This is a genomic window from Sphingobacterium sp. SGR-19, assembly GCF_011043555.1.
GTDB lineage: Bacteria > Bacteroidota > Bacteroidia > Sphingobacteriales > Sphingobacteriaceae > Sphingobacterium.
On record NZ_JAAKGS010000002.1, the window covers coordinates 166,720 to 189,350 of the forward strand.

11 protein-coding genes are annotated in these 22,631 nt (G+C 43.8%); 10 read left to right on the top strand and 1 reads right to left on the bottom strand.

From position 1 onward, the window contains the following. The first annotated feature begins 161 nt into the window (after positions 1-161). The 10 genes from G5B43_RS04580 to G5B43_RS04625 all read left to right on the top strand — a co-directional run bounded on the left by G5B43_RS04580 (position 162) and on the right by G5B43_RS04625 (position 21,086). Complete coding sequence (locus G5B43_RS04580) at positions 162-2,321, top strand: alpha-rhamnosidase (RefSeq protein WP_165293550.1); 2,160 nt, start codon at positions 162-164, stop codon at positions 2,319-2,321. Next, positions 2,299-5,586 carry a glycoside hydrolase family 2 TIM barrel-domain containing protein gene (locus tag G5B43_RS04585; RefSeq protein WP_240904751.1) on the top strand — a complete coding sequence of 1,096 codons (3,288 nt, stop codon included), beginning with the start codon at positions 2,299-2,301 and terminating at the stop codon, positions 5,584-5,586. Before G5B43_RS04580 ends, G5B43_RS04585 begins: the two co-directional genes overlap by 23 nt. Before the next feature lie 6 nt (positions 5,587-5,592). Beyond that, on the top strand, positions 5,593-8,985 hold the full coding sequence (locus tag G5B43_RS04590) for a glycosyl hydrolase (protein ID WP_165293551.1): 3,393 nt from the start codon (positions 5,593-5,595) through the stop codon (positions 8,983-8,985). Positions 8,986-8,990: 5 nt separating this feature from the next. Then, on the top strand, positions 8,991-11,012 hold the full coding sequence (locus tag G5B43_RS04595; protein ID WP_165293552.1) for a glycoside hydrolase family 127 protein: 2,022 nt from the start codon (positions 8,991-8,993) through the stop codon (positions 11,010-11,012). 7 nt (positions 11,013-11,019) lie between these two features. Further along, positions 11,020-12,438: a sialate O-acetylesterase gene (locus G5B43_RS04600; protein WP_165293553.1), complete on the top strand. Its 1,419-nt coding sequence runs from the start codon at positions 11,020-11,022 to the stop codon at positions 12,436-12,438. A 222-nt stretch (positions 12,439-12,660) separates the two neighbouring features. Beyond that, positions 12,661-14,988 (top strand): DUF5703 domain-containing protein, encoded by a 2,328-nt coding sequence (locus G5B43_RS04605; protein ID WP_165293554.1) that lies wholly within the window; start codon positions 12,661-12,663, stop codon positions 14,986-14,988. Positions 14,989-15,148: 160 nt separating this feature from the next. Beyond that, a complete protein-coding gene (rhaT, locus tag G5B43_RS04610) occupies positions 15,149-16,222 on the top strand; it encodes an L-rhamnose/proton symporter RhaT (protein ID WP_165293555.1) in 1,074 nt (357 codons plus the stop codon). Between the two features lie 28 nt (positions 16,223-16,250). Beyond that, the gene (locus tag G5B43_RS04615; protein WP_165293556.1) at positions 16,251-18,359 is read left to right on the top strand and encodes a bifunctional aldolase/short-chain dehydrogenase; all 2,109 of its coding nucleotides are present in this window, start codon (positions 16,251-16,253) and stop codon (positions 18,357-18,359) included. Positions 18,360-18,382: 23 nt separating this feature from the next. Then, positions 18,383-19,657 carry a TIM barrel protein gene (locus G5B43_RS04620; RefSeq protein ID WP_165293557.1) on the top strand — a complete coding sequence of 425 codons (1,275 nt, stop codon included), beginning with the start codon at positions 18,383-18,385 and terminating at the stop codon, positions 19,655-19,657. 82 nt (positions 19,658-19,739) lie between these two features. Further along, positions 19,740-21,086 carry an FGGY-family carbohydrate kinase gene (locus G5B43_RS04625; RefSeq protein ID WP_165293558.1) on the top strand — a complete coding sequence of 449 codons (1,347 nt, stop codon included), beginning with the start codon at positions 19,740-19,742 and terminating at the stop codon, positions 21,084-21,086. A gap of 64 nt (positions 21,087-21,150) precedes the next feature. Here G5B43_RS04625 and G5B43_RS04630 read toward each other — a convergent pair whose 3' ends face one another. Beyond that, the gene (locus G5B43_RS04630) at positions 21,151-22,587 is read right to left on the bottom strand and encodes a glycoside hydrolase family 28 protein (protein WP_240904752.1); all 1,437 of its coding nucleotides are present in this window, start codon (positions 22,585-22,587) and stop codon (positions 21,151-21,153) included. Positions 22,588-22,631: the final 44 nt, after the last annotated feature.

Below are 22,631 nucleotides of genomic sequence, written 5' to 3' on the forward strand. Positions count from 1 at the left end.
GAAAATATTATAAGGTCTAGGTTTACTTTTAAAGTATATTTGTAATTGGTGCTAAATGCGCCAAAAAATAATGTATTGGATCTTATCGACGCGGATAAAGATTGCGATACTTTATACGATATTAGCACGAACACATTTTCAACCATTATTATAAAAATAGGATGAAGAAATTATTTTTAATTGTAGGCTGTTTAGTTGCAGCAGCCACGTCATTTGCGCAACACACAAGTACCTGGATTTGGTACCCGGGCGATTTTGAGGTTTGGCTAAGCAATGATATGCAAAACCGCAGAACGGAGCGAGGTACGTTTTTTCCGCCCTTTTGGAAGATGGACAGCCATTATGTACTTGTCGAGTTTAACAAGCAATTCGATTTGCCGGAAGCCGATGAAATTACAATCCATGCAGAAGGTAAATATAATGTGAAAGTAAACGGTAAAATGTTGCCGGGCATGCCTTCCAAGGTAAAGCTGGAAAAAGGAAAACAACAGATTAATATCAAAGTATATAACCAAGCGCATGTGCCGGCACTATATGTTACCGGCAAGTATGTGCAGACCGATAAAGAGTGGCTGGCCACGTTTGAAGATAAAGAGTGGATTGATGAAACGGGAAAAGCTTCGGATGCATCCGGCACGACTTATGTTAAAGTAGGCTATTGGAATATGGACGATCCAAACGAAAAGCCATCCCAATTTAAGCTTCCGACAAGGCCGGAACAAGCGGTGAGTAAAACCGCCCATGATAAAGGTTTCTTGGTCGATTTCGGTAAGAATACATTTGGTTTTCTAACGCTACATAAATTACAAGGACAAGGCAATGTAAGGATTTATTATGGAGAGTCTAAAGAAGAGGCGTTGGCAACAGAAACCTGCGAAACGCTTGATATATTAGACGTGGATCTGTCGACAACGCAAGATAGCACATTAGATCTTTCTAAAGCATTCCGGTACGTCTATATCGAACCGCAAGGAAATGTGCAGTTTAATCAGGTTTCCATGCAATACGAGTACTTGCCTGTGGAAGATAGAGGTACGTTCCGGAGTTCTGACGAAGAATTGAATAAAATATGGGAAGTTGCGAAATATACCATGGAATTGACGTCCCGAGAGTTTTATATTGATGGTATCAAGCGCGACCGTTGGATATGGAGCGGTGATGCTTATCAATCGTACGCGATGAACTACTATCTCGGTTTCGACTCTGAAACGGTAAAGCGTACTATCTTGGCGTTGCGAGGTAAAGAGCCCACCATCACGCATATCAATACCATTATGGACTATACGTTCTATTGGTTTTTGAGCATATACGATTATTACCGTTATACGGGTGACAAAGAATTTATCGAATCGGTATATCCGAGAATGCAAACCCTAATGGAATTTTGTCTAAACAGAAGAAATCAAGATGGTTTGATGGAAGGTTTGGCGGGCGATTGGGTCTTTATTGATTGGGCGGAAGGATTGAGTAAAAAGGGCGAGGTCAGTTTCGAGCAATTGTTGCTATGCCGTAGTCTGGAGACGATGGCATTATGCGCCGATTTGCTGCAAATTCCGGAAGACAAAAGTTTTTATGCGAAAGAAGCGGACGTGTTAAAGCAGAAATTCTTCGAATTTTACTGGAATGATCAGAAAACAGCTTTTGTCCATAGTCGTGTTGACGGAAAACAAACGGATGAAGTGACGCGCTATACAAACATGTTTGCGATCTTTTTTGATTATTTATCGGCCGAACAACAGCAAGGTGTCAAAGAGAACGTGTTATTGAACGATAATATCAAAAAGATTATGACCCCTTATATGCGTTATTACGAACTAGAAGCGCTTTGTGCATTGGGGGAAAAAGATTATGTAATGGACGAGATTAAAAGCTACTGGGGTGGTATGCTTAAATTGGGAGCAACTACATTTTGGGAAGAATATAACCCCGAAAAACAAGGAGCAGAACACTACACGATGTACGGCAGGGAATTTGGTAAAAGCCTTTGTCACTCTTGGGGTGCCAGTCCGATTTACCTGCTGGGCAAATATTATCTAGGGGTTGAACCGACCTCTGCTGGGTACAAAACCTATACGATAGCACCATACTTAGCTTCGCAGGAATGGATGGAAGGAAAAGTACCGACACCTGATGGCGAAATAGAACTTTTTGTATCGAAAAAAAATATTAAAGTGAAATCTCCTAGTGGCAAAGGTTCGTTGAAGATTGTCAGTAAATCTTTGCCGCGGGCAAACCACGGGGAAATAAAGAAGGTATCTGAAAATACGTATACACTCGAATTAGAAAAGGGAATCGATTATGAAGTGGAATATGAGGGGTAGTGGTTTAGGCTTATTGCTATTGCTGTCTTCTGTGAATGTACAGGGGCAGACCGTGGACGGCAAACCCGCGGTAATTCCGCCGGTTCCAGATGGGAAGATAGCTACTGCATGGGAAGATCCTACGATAACAGCTATCAATCGGGAGCCGGCTCGAGCAACGGCTTATTCTTATGCGTCTATAGAGGAAGCGCTGCGAAGCGATCGCGAGACAAACAAGCGTCTGTTGTTCCTCAATGGTGAATGGAATTTTAAATTCGCTATAAAACCGGCGGACGCGCCTAAGGATTTTCATTTAACGGAAGTAGCCGGCTGGGACAAGATTATGGTTCCCTCTAATTGGGAGATGAAAGGATATGATATTCCCATCTATCGTTCCGCTGTATATCCGTTTCTACCGATCGATCCACCGCGCATACCGACAGATTATAATGCGGTCGGTTCGTACCAACGGACCTTCGATTTGCCCGCAGATTGGGACGGCATGAATGTGACGCTACATCTCGGAGCTGTTTCTTCCGCTTATCATCTATGGATAAATGACCGATATGTCGGCTACGCGGAGGACTCTCATTTGCCTTCGGAGTTCAATGCGACCCCTTATCTGAAACCCGGAGAAAACCGTATTTCCGTGCAGGTAATTCGATGGAGCGACGCTTCCTATTTGGAAGATCAGGATCATTGGCGGCTAAGCGGTATACACCGTGATGTTTTCTTAATGGCAGAGCCCAAGGTACGGATTGCGGATTTCCATTGGCAAGCGACACTTGATTCCGCGTATCGTGATGCCAAATTCTCGTTAAGACCAAAGATTGATAACTTTTCAGGAGATAGCATTAATGGGTTTACAGTGAAGGCACAATTATATGACGAAAATAATAATCCGATCCTGTCGAAAGAGATGCAACGAGATGCGGGAGAGATTTTCGATGAGATCTATCCCCGGCTGGACAATGTTAAATTCGGATTGTTGGAAACCCATGTTTCCAATCCTAAGAAATGGTCGGCAGAAGATCCCAACCTATATCGATTAATTATTACGTTGTATGATAAACAAGGTCAATTGTTAGAAGCGAAGAGCTGTAACGTAGGCTTTCGAAGTATCGAAATTTCTAAAGACACGGGGGCCTTTTTGGTTAACGGCAAATTGACGAAGCTCTATGGCGTCAACCGACATGATCATCATCCCGAACGCGGGAAAGCGTTAACACGTGAAGATATGGAGGCGGATATCCGGCAGATTAAACAGTTTAACTTTAATGCCATACGCACGTCGCACTATCCAAATGACCCTTACATTTATGAGCTGTGTGACCGATACGGCATCATGGTGATGGATGAGGCAAACATGGAATCACATGGTTTGGGTGGAAAACTGATGAACGACCCAGCTTGGTTAGCGGCCCACATGGAGCGCCTCACCCGGATGGTCGAACGGGATAAGAATCATCCTTCGGTTGTCATTTGGTCGCTGGGCAATGAGTCTGGGAGAGGCCCCACTACCGCGGCAATGGCGGCGTGGGTGCATGATTTTGATATTACACGTCCACTGCATTATGAGCCGGCTATGGGAAGCCATCAGTTGCCGGGCTATATAGACCCTTCCGACCCACGCTATCCCAAGTCAAATGCACACGCCTACCGGTTACAGAATATAAAGGATCAATATTATGTTGATATCGTGTCGCGTTTTTATCCGGGCATTTTTACGCCGAAGTTACTGTTGGAACAGGATAACGACGATAACCGTCCGATTCTTTTTGTAGAATATTCCCATTCCATGGGAAATTCGACCGGAAACATGAAAGATTTTTGGGATATCTTCCGCGCACACCCGCGTCTAATAGGCGGTTTTATCTGGGATTATAAAGATCAGGCACTAGTGCGGCAGGATTCGATATATGGTAAAGTTCTGGCGTATGGAGGAGACTTTGGCGAGAAAATCCATAATGGCGCGTTCAGCTTAAATGGTATTGCGGATGCCTGGAACCGCCCGAAAGCGGCCATGTATGATAATAAGAGGATTTATCAGCCGGCGGAAATTGTGTTGCTGGATGCGAAAACGGCACGAATTAAGATAAAGAACCGGGCGGTGGAACACAATCTGAATCACTATCAACCTGTCATGCTTATAAGAGAAAACGGAGAAGTGGTGAAAGAAGTGAAATTGCCTAGTATCGACTTGGCTGCGGGCGACTCTACAGCAATGGATTTGCTTTCCTATATCCCGGTAAAACTGAAGGAAGAAAAGGAATATCAACTCGATATACAGTTTCGTTTAAAAACGGATGAACTTTGGGCATCCGAGGGTTTTGTAGTCTCTTCGTCGCAGGTGAGATGGCAGGAGTTGGGAAGTGTGATGAAACCATTGAAGCTTACCGGGAAGCCCTTGAAAGTAGAAGAAAATGATGCGGGATATCGCGTTACGGGGGCAGCGTTTGAAGCTTTTTTTTGCAAATCTTCTGGCGGACTGCAGCAGCTAGTATATAAAGGACAAGAAATCATCAATGGCGCCGTATTGCCGAATTTCGTGCGTCCGGCAACGGAGAACGACCGCAGAGGCTGGAAACCGGATAGAAAATTGAAATATTGGTATAATGAGGCAAAATTAGTCAACATAAACATGCGAGAAGAGGTAGATGCAATACATATACAGTCTCGTTATCTGTTGCCAGGTGATTCGGCCAACGTGACGGTCAATTATGCTGTCAAACCGTACGGTATCGTGTCTGTCAATTACCAGTTGGACGTAAAAGATGGTTTGCCAAATATTCCTAAAATAGGCTTACAGATGGGCATTAACCCCACGTTTGAACAGATTCAATATTATGGGCTAGGCTTTATGGAAAATTATCCCGATAGGGACTATGGATTTGATCTAGGCGTTTACGCTATGGATATCGATGAATTTATGGAGCCATATTTAGTTCCTCAGGAGAACGGTAATCGTATGGACGTGCGGTGGTTCCACCTTCGCAACAATAAAAAAGCAGGTCTTTTGGTGATTGGAAACCAGCCCTTATACATGAGTGCATGGCCATTCTCACAAAAAGCAATCGTAGAAGGTAAGCATTGGTACAAGCTCGAAAAGGAAGATAAAATCACGTTGAATGTCGATTTTAAACAAATGGGAATCGGGGGGAATGACAGCTGGACGGATGTTTCAGCACCGTTGGAAAAATACCAGGTGCCTGCAAAAAATTATACTTATTCGTTTCATCTGATCCCTATGGATGGAAAAACAGATGTGAAACAATATATACAGTAAATATAGATGAGATTACGGTTTTATATCAGTATAGGGATATTATGTAGTTGGTTTTTGGGAAATGCCCAAATAAAAGGCATTCCGACCCATATCGTTCCGCTTGCAGCAGATTCGTATGAAAAAGCGAAACCGTGGGTGGTATGGTACTTTATGCATGCCAGCTATTCAAAAGAAGGGATCACGGCCGATTTACAGGCGATGGCGGAAAACAATATCGCCGGAGCTTATTTTACGCCTATCAAAGCAAAGACAGATCCACCGTTGTTTGAGCCCGCAGCAGAAACATTAACACCGGAATGGTGGGAAATGTTCCGGCATCTGGTAGCGGAGGCCAAGAGATATGGTATACAGATAGCGATGTTCCCTAATGATGGGTTTGCTACCGCTGGTGGTCCTTGGATCACACCAGAAAAATCGATGCAAAAAGTGGTTTATGCGGATACGACAATAACCGTTAATCGTCCGGGTAAGGTCAACATTCCGTTGCCACAACCGGAAAAGCTACACAACTACTATGAAGATATTCAGTTGTTTGCTATCCCGATACCCAAAAAATATAGACGTAGCGATGAGGAATCTCCTAGGGTTACCAGTAGCTACGATGAAGATATACAGCATTTGGCACAAAAAGATAACGATCGGCGTTTCGCGACATCCCAACCCGGCTGGATCCAATACGCGTTTGAGCAACCCTTTCCTTGTAATGCAGTAAAAGTAGATCGTCGCGCCAATAATTACGGCTCAAATAGGCTGAAGATATTGGTGAGTAATGACGGTGTCAACTTTGACGAATTGATGCAGCTAAAATCCCCGCGAACAGGTTGGCTGGATTGGGACAACGGTGTCACGCATACCATTCCGTATACCGAAGCAAAATATTTTCGTTTTGTGTTCGATCCGACCAATTTTGAACCCGGAGCAGAAGACCTAGATGCTGCTAAATGGAAACCTTCAATCAATCTTATAGGGATTACGTTATTTGAAGAACCGCGTGTTCATCAATATGAAGGTAAGATAGGTGAAATTTGGCGGGTTTCGTTGCCAACCGACGAAAGGGACGTTAATCCGGCCTATGTTATGGATAGCGAGAAAGCGATTACGCTGAATCCAACCGCTGTCCAAGGTGAAGAACTCACGACAGAATTGCCGGCAGGCAACTGGAAGATCCTGCGGATCGGGCATACCACGACAGGGCATAAAAATGAAACGGCGGGTGCAGGAAAGGGGTTGGAGTGTGATAAACTGAATGCCGAAACGGTTGCTTTCCAGTTCGAGCAATGGTTTGGAAAAGCTTATGAAATGGTGGGACGAGAACTAGCCAAGGATGTGCTCACCGTCTATCATATTGATTCCTGGGAATCGGGTAGCCAAAATTGGACAAAGCAGATGCCGCAGGAGTTTAGAACAAGGAGAGGGTATGATCTCACGACCTATCTTCCCGTATTAGCCGGGTATATTGTTAACAGTGTCGGAGAATCCGAAGCTTTCCTGCACGACTTCCGCGAGACGATCGCCGATCTGTTGCAGGAGAAAGGTTATCAAACGCTCCGCCAGAAGTCGGATGAGTATGGAGTGGAATTTACGGCAGAGATGACCGCTCCCGTGATGTTGAGCGATGGTATGGAACATTTCGGCTGGGCGGACAGGCCGATGGGTGAGTTTTGGTTCAGAAGTCCTTCGCATGATAAGCCTAATGATATCTTAGACGCGACCTCCGGCGGACACATCTATGGTAAGAATAACATCATGGCAGAAGCGTTTACGCAAATCCGGATGGAATGGGATGAGCATCCGCGCTTGTTAAAATCGCTTCAGGACCGGAACTTTGCATTAGGTATCAATAGTCTAGTTTACCATGTTTATGTGCATAATCCTTGGATGGATCGTAAACCGGGGATGACATTGGACGGTATAGGTCTTTATTTTCAACGTGACCAAACCTGGTGGAAACCTGGAAAAGCTTGGGTTGATTATGCTATACGTGCACAACAATTATTACAAACTGGGAAGCCGGTACGTGATATAGCCGTATTTATTGGTGAGGAAATGCCGAGACGATCGATATTGCCAGACCGTTTAACAAACACATTGCCGGGTATTATAGGAGAGTCTCGTGTCGACCGAACCGATTCGCTGATGCGTAACGAAGGTTGGCCAGCACAGAAAATAGCAAGTGTGACGACGAGTGCAAATATGTATAATCCTGCCGATTGGGTTGACCCGTTGCGGGGATACGCGTATGATTCCTTTAATCCCGATGTTTTACTGAACCAGGCGAAAGTGGTGGATGGGAACGTTGTGTTTGCCGATCATATCGCCTATCGTTTGCTGGTGGTACCTGGGCAGCATCTTTTGAATCCTACGCCAAACCACTTCTCACTGGCCGTACTACAAAAGTTTGCGGATTTAGCGGAACAGGGAGCAAGCGTATTGTTTAAAGAGAAACCTACACATATACATGGTATTGTTGCTAAACAAGATTCTATAGCTTTTCAAAAGATAGTCGATAAACTCTTTAGCGATATGCAGATGGCGGATGGTTTACAATATAAGGCCCTCGGAAAAGGTAAAGTTTATCTTGGTGTATATCATGCGGATAGTTTTGACCCGTTGGGCATAAAAGAGGATGTGATCATTGATAACAAAAATAATGCATCCATTTCTTGGAACCACCGACATTTTGATGGTGGAGATAGCTATTTTGTTGCAAATCAAGACAGCGTACAACGTAAGGCTTCTCTATCGTTTAGAGCAACTGCATCAAACATCTATTTGTACGATGTTCTTCAAGATAGATTATTGCCAGTTTCTTCGGTGCAAAAAGATAATCGTACCGAGTTAAATATAGTATTTGAGCCGTTCCAGTCATTTTTTGTGTTATTTAGCGAGAGCCAGCTGAATCTTCCAGATTGGGAGGTAGTGAAAGTAGAGACATTAAAAGGCGAATGGAATTTACAGCTGGCCGATGTGAAACACGAACCCATAAAGCAACAACACCCAGATTTCTGGACGACATCGGTAGTGGATGATGTGCGTTATCATTCAGGGATGGGCAGCTACTCCTTAACCTTCAATCAGCCCAAGAAAATAGGTGAACAACGTGTAACCTTGAAACTAGAAAGAGTGGAAAGTCTTGCAGAGATCGTGTTGAACGGGAAAGAGGTTGGTGTCATATGGACAAACCCATTAGAGATTGATGTAACGGACTATTTGACGCGTGGTAAAAATAAGCTGGAAGTACGGGTATATAACACCTGGGGCAACCGTTTTGGCTATGAAAGCCGCCACGAACCGGCAGAAAGGCTTATCCAAACGATAGCGACCCCGAAATATTTAAAAGATCTACAGAAATCCGGATTGCAAGGCGATGTCCAATTGATATGGTATCATAAAAAATGAACAACATGAAAGCAAAAAAGAGTCTACTTATACTGGCTTTGTCTGGTTTGTTAACCGGACAGTTACATGCGCAAGAAAAAGCGATTACAAATACCGGTGAAAGTCCTTTCGCCATACAAAATGCCGTAAATATGGGGGATGTGTCTTGGACAAAGGGTTTCTGGGCAGAACGTACGAGCGTTTGTTACGAGCGTATGGTACCCCACCTTTGGGATGTCTACACGAGCGCGGATATCAGCCACGCTTACCGCAACTTTGAGATTGCTGCGGGTCTAGAGGAGGGAGAGCATAAGGGACCCTCGTTTCATGATGGCGATTTTTATAAAACACTGGAGGCGGTCTGTGCATTGTATGCGCAGACGAAAGACGAGCGTTTGCTGCAAATGATCGATGAAGTGACGCCCGTGATAGCAAAATCGCAACGCGAAGATGGATATATCTACACAAAAGCAACCATCGACCAACGTAATTCTGGTGAGAACATCGAATTCCAAGACCGTTTAAGCTTTGAAGCCTATAACATCGGGCATCTGATGACCGCCGGATGCATACACTACCGGGTAACGGGAAACAATAACCTCTTGAATATAGCGATTAAGGCGGCAGATTATCTCTACGGTTTCTATAAAAAATCAAATCCCACCTTAGCGCGAAATGCGATATGTCCATCTCATTACATGGGAACAATCGAGCTGTATCGCACCACGAAAGACCCTAAATATTTAGAATTGGCGCAACACCTGATCGATATTAAAGGAGAAATTGAAGACGGTACGGATGACAATCAAGATCGTATTCCGTTCCGTCAACAAAATAAAGCCATGGGGCATGCGGTGAGGGCTAGTTATCTTTACGCCGGCGTAACCGATCTGGTTACGGAAATACAAGATACCACGTTGAGCAATCGTCTTTTTGCGATATGGGATGATGTCGTTAAGCACAAAATGTATATTACCGGCGGTCTAGGTTCCTTGTATGATGGGACATCACCCGATGGTACTTCTTATAACCCCGCAGATGTACAAAAAATACATCAGGCTTTTGGTCGAGATTATCAGCTGCCAAATTTAACAGCACATAATGAAACCTGTGCGAATATCGGTAACATGCTCTGGAATTGGCGCATGGCAACATTGACCGGGGATGCGAAATACATCGACGTACTTGAATTGGCACTTTACAACAGTGTATTATCCGGTATTAGCTTGGATGGAGACAAATTTTTATATACTAATCCGCTAAGCTACTCGTCTAATCTGCCTTTCCAACAACGTTGGTCGAAAAAACGTGTTCCATACATTTCGCTGTCTAATTGTTGTCCGCCCAATGTGGTTCGTACAATCGCGGAGGTTAGCAGTTATGCCTATAGCGTTTCCGATGACGCTGTATGGGTGAACCTGTTTGGTGGAAATGTCCTCGATACGGAATATAAAGGCCGAAAAATTAAAATTTCACAAGAGTCTAACTATCCGTGGGATGGTGTCGCGTCGTTTGTTGTGGAGGAATTGCCGGCAAACTATGCGCTGAAACTGCGTATACCCGGTTGGGCCGAAGAAGCAGAAATCACGCACAACAATAAAAAGGTGAATTTTCAGTTAGAAAAGGGATATGCTAAATTAGCTGGATCCTTTAAAAAAGGAGATCGCATCATCTTGCGCCTACCTATGCAAGTGACTTTTATGGAGGCCAATCCGTTAGTTGAGGAAGCACGAAACGAGGTCGCTGTAATGCGTGGTCCGGTTGTGTACTGCTTGGAAAAAGAAGATATTCCGGCAGATCTCGATTTATTTAATCTGAAAGTAAAAACATCTGTTAAGTTTGAACCGGTACAAGAAACGGTAATGGGACAATCGATCGTTTTCCTTAAAGGAAACGCATATACCGATAATACAGAACAATGGAATTCTCTCTACCGAAAAGTAACTGCTGAAGATCAAAAAGAAGTGGCTATTCGTTTGGTCCCGTATTTCGCCTGGGGAAACCGAACATTTGGTGATATGGCTGTTTGGCTGCCACGTAAAAATTAAAGGAAATATGAAATATTTAATCGTCTTTCTATTATTATCCGTCTCCTTTAGCACGCGAGCGGAGATCCGCCTTTCCGCTATTTTTACCGATGGGATCGTACTGCAACAACAAAAGAGCGTTCCGATCTGGGGTTGGGCAAGAAACGGCACGACGGTACAGGTGGAAACTTCTTGGGATAAGAAGCGATATGAGGTGAAGACTAATGCAAAAGGTGCTTGGCGTTTATTTATCCAGACGCCCCTCGCGGGCGGGCCCTATAATATTGCCATTTCTGAAGAGAATACCGTGGTCTTAAACGACGTATGGATTGGCGAGGTGTGGTTGTGTTCGGGGCAATCCAATATGGAAATGCCAATGAAAGGCTATCCGGCGCAGCCAATCATGGGTAGTACGACGGCGATTCTAGAATCGTCGGATGAACAGCTACGCTTATATACCGTGCCGCGCAATCCTTTGTTGAAACCAGCAGACGACAGTAAGCCCTCGGCGTGGAAGAAAGCTACTCCGGAAAATGTTGCTAATTTCAGTGCGACAGCGTATTTCTTTGGGCAGCGTTTACGGAAAATATTAAAGGTTCCTGTAGGTCTTATCCATAGCAGTTATGGAGGCTCTAATGTAGAAGCCTGGATGGACGCTGCTTGGCTGAAAGATATGGAAGGTGTTGACATTCCTGAGCAAGAAGAAGGGCTTAAAGATAAAAATAGGCAACCGACGATGCTATACAATGGTATGATTAATCCCATAGCAGGTTATGGTGTAAAAGGTATCATCTGGTATCAGGGCGAATCGAACTACGAAAGACCCGACCAATACGAGGTCTTGTTTCCGAGGATGGTCGCCAAGTATCGGGAATTGTGGGAGGATGATACGCTGCCTTTTTACTATGCGCAAATTGCGCCCTTTGACTATGGTTCCCTGCCGCCGTACCATGTAGGTGGAAAATACAACTCCGCTTTTATACGGGATGCGCAGCGGAAGTCGCTTGCCAACATACCGCATTCGGGTATGGCTGTAACGATGGATCTGGGAGAGGCTAACTGTATACACCCGGCGCGAAAGAAAGAAGGAGGGGATCGCTTAGCTTTATTGGCTCTAGGGGATTCTTACCATATAGAAGGACTGAACCACAGGAGTCCAGTTTACGATAGTATTGCTATTGAAGGTAGTACAGTTACGGTACAATTTAAGGATGCGCCATTGGGGTTGACATCTTTCGGAAAGGATATCAAAAGCTTTGAAATTGCTGGAGAAAATAAAGTTTTCTATCCCGCGAATGCGATTGTACAGGGGAAAACGATCGTTGTGTCGTCTCCACGTGTAGCCAAACCCGTTGCTGTACGCTATGCGTTTAAAGATTTTGTGATCGGAGACTTGTTCGGGGTCAATGGTTTACCGGTAAGTTCATTCCGAACTGATGATTGGTAATTTTTTTCCACTTTTGACCGCAAAAGTGGAGCAAAACTCGTCACTTCGGATATTTGACAGGAAGGGATAGTACTAAGGATGAGTTTGTGCAGTCGTCAAATATCCGGAGGTGACTTTTAGGTGTTAATTAGGGTTTATTGCAATGCCTTGTAAGGGTCTTTTCTTTTTGCAAAAAAGGAAGACGCGTGATAGGTGAAGATCCAAACAATGAAATAGTACAAAATGAATCGATTAACATATATAGCTCTTTTGGTATGCTGTATGCAGCTCTCCGCTAAAGTATGCGCTCAGGAGTTTGATTGGGAAGATTATTATATCACCTGGGATAAACCGAGTAAACATTCCGGAGAGTCCATGCCATTGGGTGGCGGCGATATAGGTCTGAACGTATGGGTAGAAAACGGAGATATTCTTTTTTATTTAGGCAAATCGGGTGCTTTTGATGAGAATAATACCTTATTGAAACTCGGTCGGGTACGCCTAAAACTTTATCCTAACCCGTTTGAAGGTGCCGCGTTCCAGCAGCAATTGCAGGTTGATAAGGGACAGGTGATTATTTCGGGAGAAAAAAATGGCGTGAAGGCGGACGTGTTCTTATGGGTAGATGTGGAACGTCCGAATGTCTATGTAGATGTTCAAGCGAATAAAAATGTTGACGTAGAAGCATCTTATGAAAATTGGCGCTATAAGGAGCTTTACCCGAAGAAGCGGGAAAATAACGCAAACTCCTGGAAATGGGCACCTCCACATGAGGTGGTGACAAAACGTGATAGTATTGACGCCATAGATAATAGAATTGTTTTTTTTCACCAAAATACCGATAGTACCGTGTTTGATATCGTCGTGCGTCAACAAGGTATGGAAACCGTGAAGGATTCGTTGTATAATCCATTGACTGATTTGGTGTCAGGAGGTGTGTTGCAAGGGAAGAATTTTCATTTTATCGAAGAACGCTTCGGCAAATACATGGAAACTAACTATAAGGCTTGGGTTCTGAAAAGTAAGAAGCCTGCTAGGAAACACGACTTACAGGTTTCTTTACATGTGGCAGGTCCGGTTTCTGTAGCCGAATGGCAAGGGCAATTGCATGCGCTGTCCAATCCAACCGAACCCAAAGCCCAGATCAAACGTAAAAATTTGGACTGGTGGCGTGCTTTCTGGGAAAGAAGCTATATCCGGATACAACCTACGCGACCCGACGAAAAAGATGAAAGTTGGCAGGTAGGGCGCAATTATCAGCTTTTTCGTTTTATGTTGGCAGCGAACGCTTATGGCAAATATCCGACCAAATTTAATGGAGGACTGTTCACGTATGATCCGTCTTCGATTGACAGTACGATGAACTTTACGCCTGATTTCCGCAATTGGGGAGGAGGTACGCATACTGCGCAAAACCAACGTTTGGTATATTGGCCTATGCTAAAAAGCGGCGACTTTGATATGATGCCTGCACAGTTTCAATTTTACCAACGGATACAACGCAATGCGGAATGGCGATCGAAGGTGTATTGGGGGCACGGTGGAGCGAGTTTTACCGAGCAGATCGAAAATTTCGGTTTGCCTAATCCAGCAGAATATAATTGGAAACGACCAAAAAGCCACGACAAAGGATTACAATACAACGCTTGGCTAGAACACCAATGGGATACGGTATTGGAGTTTTGTATGATGATGCTGGAAACAGCAAATTATAGTGATGCCGATATTCGACCCTATATCCCCTTTATAGAGAGTTGCCTGCGTTTCTTTGACGAACATTATCAATACCGCGCAAAGCAACTTGGAAGTAAGATACTGGATCAGAATGGACATTTGATCTTTTACCCCGGATCCTCTGCCGAAACGTATAAAATGGCATACAATGCCTCTACTACCGTGGCTGCACTGCAGGAGGTAACACGACGGATGTTGTCGCTTTCTTCAACAGAAGTAAACGATAGCTTGCGCACATATTTACAAGAGTTTCAAAAGAAGATTCCGCCTTTACCTATCCGGGAATTAGATGGTAAAAGAATGCTGGCCCCCGCTGAATTGTGGTCGCGTATCAACAATACGGAAGCTCCGCAACTCTATGGCGTGTATCCATGGGGGATATATGGTATTGGAAAACCGGATATAGACATAGCGTTAAATACCTTTCATCACGATCCCGATGTTTTAAAATTCCGAAGCCATGTTGGTTGGAAACAAGATAACATCTTCGCTGCACGCTTAGGACTGACTGAGGAGGCTAAGAAATTTACAACCCTGAAATTGAAAAATGCGGATAGACGATTTCCCACCTTTTGGGGGCCAGGCTTTGATTGGGTACCGGATCACAACTGGGGAGGATCTGGCATGATTGGTTTGCAAGAAATGTTGTTGCAAGCAGTCGACGATAAACTCTATCTTTTTCCTTCATGGCCGACAAAATGGGATGTCGACTTCAAACTCCACGCACCGAAGCAAACAACGGTGGAAGGTAAATTACGAAACGGTAAGCTAATCGATTTACGGGTGCTGCCGAAAGAGCGAACAAAGGATGTGGTGAATATGTTAGACGGTTTATAATAAACCGCACTTACAAATGCCGAAACCCGAAACGACTCGTCGAAGATAATTATGCGTTGTGGACTATGTCATACATGACAGAACATAACAGTTTTCTATAATATTCCCTTTACCTTAGAAAACTGTTACATATGATCTATACTATTATAATACATAATTTATGAATGCATTAGCAGGTGTTTTGTTTCACTTTATCGGTGGATTCGCATCGGGGAGTTTCTATGTCCCCTATAAAAAAGTAAAAGGTTGGTCATGGGAGTCCATGTGGATTCTCGGCGGACTATTTTCCTGGATTATCGTACCGCCATTAGCGGCATGGTTGACCATTCCGAATTTTGGGGATATTATCCGCGAAGCGGGAACCTCGACACTTGGCTATACTTACCTGTTTGGATTGCTTTGGGGAATCGGTGGTTTAACCTATGGACTCGGTGTCCGTTACCTCGGCGTTTCGTTGGGAAGTAGCGTCATGTTAGGTTTGAGTATGGTATTTGGTTCGTTAATGCCTGCCATTTATTACTTTTTCAATCAGTCACCCGGAAAACATGGAATTGACTATTTCTTTACGACGAATGCAGGGATTTGTGTAATGGTTGGTCTTGTGGTTTGTATCGTTGGGATATACCTCTGTGGCCGAGCTGGTTTTCTGAAAGAAAGAAGTTTATCCACCCTCTCTGTCGAGGCAAAATCAGATTATAATTTTGGAGTAGGCATTGTTGTGGCGATCGTTTCGGGTGTATTGAGTGCCTGTTTTAACTTTGGTATCGAAGCTGGGAAGCCGATGGCAGATGTTGCCAATCAGATTTGGAAGGCAGCGAATCCTAATCAGGGAGAATTCCTGTACCAAAACAATGTGAGCTACGTCGTTATTCTATGGGGAGGTTTCACCACTAATGTCATCTGGTGTCTCTACTTATTGGCCAAAAACAAAACGTTTTCGGATTATACGAAGAAAACCGCGCCGCTGCGAAAGAATCTTTTGCTGTGCGCCTTAGCCGGAACAACCTGGTATTTGCAATTTTTCTTTTATGGTATGGGTGAAAGCCGTCTTGGCAACGGAGCAAGTTCCTGGATATTGCACATGGCATTTATCATATTAATAGCCAATGCCTGGGGCGTCATCCTGAAGGAATGGAAGGGGGTAAATAAATCAACCTATACCGCTATTATCGCAGGTATTTTGACGATTATACTCTCCATTTGTATTGTCGGATTTGCAAAAACATTAGAATAATAAAAATAACATCAAAATTTATACAACCGTGAAAGAATACAAACATGTAAACTATCTATGGGATGAACAAAAAGCAAAATCGCTTGAAGGTGATGAAGTTGCTTTATTGTTGTATCGCTCCAACTTGTTGGGGTCAGATTTGCGAATTACAAATTATGGCGGGGGAAATACGTCATGCAAAACAATTGATAAAGATCCGTTGACTGGCGAAGAAGTGGAAGTGATGTGGATTAAAGGCTCCGGGGGAGATATCGGTACACTAAAAAAATCCGGATTGGGGGCCTTGTATGTCGAGCGTTTGCGTAATCTGGAGAATGTATACCGTGGTATTGAACACGAAGATGAAATGGTAGAGTTGTTCAACCATTGTATCTTTGATCTGAACTCGAAAGCGCCATCCATTGATACGCCGTTGCACGGTTTTCTTCCGTTCAAACATATCGATCATCTGCATCCAGATGCGGCTATCGCGATCGCAGCAGCAAAAGATGGTAAGAAAATTACACAGGAACTTTTCAACGGTACTATCGGTTGGGTAGAATGGCAGAAGCCGGGCTTTGATCTCGGGTTGCAATTGCGAGCTTGCTTGGATGAAAATCCAGGTATTCGTGGTATCATGTTGGGTTCCCATGGACTGTTTACTTGGGGTGATACGGCTTATGAGAGTTATGTCAACTCACTGGATGTTATCGAAACCTGTGCGGAATATTTGGCGCAGAACTATGGTAAAAATAGGCCCGTATTCGGCGGACAAAAGATTGAAAGCTTATCGGCAGATGCACGTCGTGAGCAAGCTGCAAAACTAGCACCTGTTTTAAGAGGGTTTTGTTCCAGCGAACGCCACATGATCGGACATTTTACTGATGATGATAAAGTGCTGGAATATATTAACTCCAACGATTTGGAGCGCTTGGCTCCGCTGGGTACCAGCTGTCCAGACCACTTCTTACGAACAAAGATTCAACCACTTATCCTTAACTTGGATAAAGGTGCTGACTTGAGTGATATAAATGCTGTGAAGGTACAGCTTGAGCCGCTGTTTGAAGATTACAGGGCCATGTATACCGAATATTACGAAACCTGTAAGCATGCTAACAGCCCGGCTATTCGCGATAGAAACCCCGTGATTATCCTGTATCCTGGTGTAGGAATGTTTGCGTTTGCAAAAGACAAACAAACCGCACGTGTAGCAGCAGAATTTTACATCAATGCTATCAACGTGATGAAAGGTTCTGAAGCGGTTAGTGAATACACTTCTTTGCCTCGTCAGGAAGCCTTCAATATCGAATATTGGTTATTGGAGGAGGCAAAACTACAGCGTATGCCAAAACCGAAGGCATTGTCGGGTAAAATTGCGTTAGTGACAGGAAGCGCTGGTGGAATCGGCAAAGCAATCGCGAAAAAATTTGCAAATGAAGGTGCAGTCGTCTTATTGAATGATTTAAATGCAGAACGCCTCGAAGGCGCCAAGCAAGAATTTATCGATCTGTTTGGAAAGGACGCAGTGGCTACAGCAGTACTGGATGTTACCAATCAGGAGCAAATAGAGGAAGCATTAAAAGAAGCTGCATTGGCTTTTGGTGGTGTGGATATCATCGTAAACAATGCCGGTTTGTCCATTTCTAAATCCATCGAAGACCATACGCAGAAAGATTGGAATTTGCTATACGATGTGTTGGTGAAAGGTCAATTCTTGGTGACACAAGGCGCTACAAAAGTATTAAAAGCCCAAAATATCGGTGGCGACATTGTGAATATTGTTAGCAAGAATGCCTTGGTAAGCGGGCCGAACAATGCAGGATACGGAAGTGCAAAAGCTGCGCAACTTCATCTCAGCCGCTTGAATGCAGCAGAACTTGGCGCAGCCAAAATCCGCGTGAATGTTGTGAATCCGGATGCGGTTATCTCCGATAGTAATATCTGGGCCGGCGGATGGGCAGAAGGTCGTGCCAAAGCTTACGGCATTACCGTTGAGGAATTACCAGCATACTATGCAAAACGTACGTTGTTAAACGAAATTATTTTACCGGATGATATCGCCAATGCTTGCTTTGCCTTTGTGGGTGGTAACTTGAATAAGTCGACGGGGAATGTGCTCAACGTTGACGGAGGCGTAGCGATGGCATTCGTACGTTAGTTTTTTTACTTAATTTTAAAAAGATGAAGCTAGATAATCAAACGATAGAATTACATAATCGGCAATTTGTGGAGAAGCACCAACGTGCTTTCTCCTATACTGCTGAAAATATAGCCAATGCGGAAGACATATTGGATAAACTGCAACAATTCCAAATTGCTATACCCAGTTGGGCCTTAGGGACAGGTGGAACGCGCTTTGGCCGTTTTTCTGGTAAAGGCGAACCGGGTACGTTAGAGCAAAAGATTGAGGACGTTGGTTTGTTACACGCATTGAACCGTTCTAGCGGTGCTATTTCACTCCACATTCCGTGGGATATCCCCGAAGATGCGGAACAGATTAAGGCACTTGCTGCTTCTTACGGTTTAGGTTTTGATGCGGTAAACTCCAATACGTTTCAAGATCAGCCGGATCAGGAGCACAGTTACAAGTTCGGCTCTCTGCATCATGTTGATCCAAAAGTTCGTAAGCAAGCAGTCGATCATAATATTGAAGTGATCAAACATGGTATAGCATTGGGATCCAAAGCATTGACGGTCTGGTTGGCGGACGGTTCTTCCTTTCCGGGACAGCTTAATTTCCGCGAAGCTTTCCAAAATACATTGGAAAGTTTGAAAGAGATTTACAAACATTTGCCCGACGATTGGAAGATGTTTGTTGAATACAAAGCCTTTGAACCAAATTTCTATTCAACGACGATAGCAGACTGGGGACAATCTTTGTTACTCGCTAGCAAATTGGGCGATAAAGCATATACTTTAGTGGATTTAGGACATCATTTGCCGAATGCTAATATTGAGCAGATTGTTTCATTATTGCTGATGGAAGGTAAGTTGGGTGGTTTCCATTTTAACGATAGTAAGTATGCTGATGATGATTTGACGGCTGGTAGCATCAAGCCTTACCAATTGTTCTTGATTTTCAGTGAACTGGTGGAGGGAATGGATGCTCGCGGAATCGAGCACGCTACTGGCTTGGGTTGGATGATTGATGCATCACATAACTTAAAAGATCCATTGGTGGATTTGCTTCAATCTGTGGAAGCTATTAAAATTGCGTATGCACAGGCCTTATTGGTGGATCGTAAAGCGTTGAAAGAGGCGCAACAGCAAAACAATATCGTGCGTGCACAGGAAATTCTGCAAGATGCCTTCCGTACCGATGTACGCCCTCTAGTGGCTGAAGCACGTCTACGTCAAGGAGCAGCATTGAATCCGGTCGCGTTATTCAGCGAATTGGACATTCGGAAGAAATTGATTGATGAACGTGGCAGCAATACTGTAGCTACGGGGCTATAAATATAATCAAGAGTAATACGCACGATTTTTTCAACTGATCCGCCAATAGGCGGATCATCTTTAAATAATTTAAATATTCAAAATGCGTACACCAGTTGTCGCTATTTTCGATGTAGGGAAGACGAACAAAAAGTTGTTTTTGTTTGATGAACATTATGACATTGTATTTGAACGTTCAGCTAGATTTTTAGAAACAGTGGACGAAGATGGAGATCCATGTGAAAATTTAGAGAGTCTACGTCTTTCCGTTTTCGATTCCCTCCACGAGGTTTTCCGTTTGGACCAGTTCGATATCAAAGCCATAAACTTTACATCGTACGGTGCCAGTTTTGTGTATCTAGATGAAAGTGGACGACCACTCACACCGCTGTACAATTACCTCAAAGCTTATCCAAAAGAGTTGGAAGAAAGTCTACATAACACATATGGTGGCATAGAGGGATTTTCACTTGCTACGGCATCGCCAGCTTTGGGAAGCCTGAATTCGGGGCTTCAATTATATCGTATACAGCAGGAAAAGCCAGAAGTATACGAAAAACTAAAATATGCCGTACATCTTCCACAATATCTCAGTTTTTTAGTTTCTGGACAGGTATATTCAGATATGACGAGTATCGGTTGCCATACGGCTTTGTGGGATTTTGCAAAGAAAGCGTACCACCAATGGGTTAAGGAAACGGGTATAGAAAGCAAATTAGCACCCATTGTGAAAGGAGACGAAGTATTTTCAGCTGCATTCCCCGGAAGCACTTACAAAGTGGGTGTGGGATTGCACGATAGTTCCTCGGCGCTCATTCCGTATTTACTGAATTTCCACGAACCCTTTATTTTAATTTCGACAGGTACTTGGTGTATTTCGTTAAACCCCTTTAATGACGAGAACTTAACGAAAGAGGAGTTGGAAAAAGACTGTCTATTCTATATGACCTATGCGGGCACACCCGTTAAGGCGTCCCGCTTGTTTGCGGGTTATGAGCATGAAGTTCAGACAAAACGTATTGCAGAACATTTTCAGGTAACCACCGGCCGTTTTAAGCATATAGAGATCGACTGGAAGATCATCGAAAAGTTAAGCGCCGGAAAAGAAATTCCAGCAAACCTAGATGCGTTCGGACAGGTAGATTTAAGTAGCTTCGCTGATTATGTTGAAGCCTATCATGCGTTTATAATTTACCTAGTGGCAGCGCAAGTAGCTTCTACTCGCCTTATTTTGGCGAAAAAGCGAATCAAGCGGATTTTTGTGGACGGTGGGTTTAGTAAGAACAATATCTTTATGAATTTGCTTGCTAAGACGTTCGGTAACATCGAGATATACGCGGCGTCTATGGCGCAAGCAACTGCCATCGGTGCTGCATTGGTAATTCACAACGAATGGAATACGCAACCTGTACCAAGTGATATTATCGAATTACGGTATTATCGGGCGTAATTAAAGGATTTTTTTGATTCATACAGTGTTTTTAAAAGCGTATAGGCGTAAGGCTTATGCGCTTTTATAATGTTATGTTTGCTGTATTTTCTTTTCCGATGGTCGAACCATCTTTGGTCTGGAGCTCAAAATCCCGAACATTCCAATTTTTACTGTAACGAATTTTTCCTGCTTCTTTTGCTTCGATAGACACGTTCTGCAATGTAATTCGTTCCACCCAAGAAGAGGGAAGTCCCTCTACGTTGATGGCTCTGTTGGCTCCCTTAATATGTACGTTACGCATAGTGATGTCTCGAAATGTAGGGATTCCCCGTTCGGCAGGCTCAACAGGCTGCAATAACGTTATCCAATGTTCAGGAATGTCTTCGTGATCATATCCTTCCGGCAGCTTAGAATAGCTGTAACTTGGATTCCAATTCATGTTCACTTGCAAGACAACCCCTACACTGTCCATCCAGACGTTTTCAAGCACAATATGTTCTACCGTACCACCGCGGGTTACCGCTGACTTGATATTCAGGCAGTTCTTTGTGCCGGAACCTTGGATATTGGATGCGTAAACATGACGGATACTACCAGACGTTTCGCTACCCAAAGTAAGTAAACCCGCACCGCGCCGGGCAAAGCAGTTACGGATCACAATGTACTCCGAAGGCCTGTTAACTCGTAAACCGTCTGCATCACGCCCCGCTTTAATACAAAAATTATCATCGTTGCAATCAATATCTGTATTCTGTACTAAAATCCAAGAAGAAGAATCGATATCGATACCATCTGTACTTGGCCCATGGCCATCCACGTTATTGTTGATGGTTAAACCATCAACGGTGACATGGGTAGAATATAAAATCTGTACCGTCCAAAACCCCGCCTGTTGTATCTCCAAGTCCTTTAACGTTATGTTTTTCGCACCGGACACCAGAATGGTACGTGGACGGCGCACATCGTAGTCCACAATCCAACGTAAGCCTTTGGGTTCATATTCATCTGTACGCATACGCCAATATTGTTCCCAAAATGGCTTCCCTTGTGCGTGGATGAGCCCTTTTCCGCTGATAACGGTATGCTCCTGATCCAGTATATTAATGAGTGCCGCCGGCCATTCCATTTCAATGCCCGCTACACGTGTATCAATAAGTTTGTAGTCATCGATATTTTGACTCCCTAATAAAGTAACGTTACTATCTATATGTAGTTGAACATTACTTTTTACAAATAGGGAGCCCGTAAGATAGGAGCCCGGTCGGAAACGAACGATACCTCCGCCTGCTTCCGCACAAGCGTCGATTGCCGATTGAATGGCTACTGTGTTTAATGTACTGTCATTATTTTTACCGCCATAATCATTGACGAAGAATTCTTTGGTTTGGGTTGGTTTCGATTGCGCGCCTACTTTGCTATGCCACTCTAGCGGAACTTCTGCTTCTTGTCCCACGACCAACGAGAAGCTAAACAGATAAACAAAAAACGATAAAATAATATTATATACAGATGTCATCATAACGAGATATAATGATTTGAACCTGCAATTTATACTATTATTTA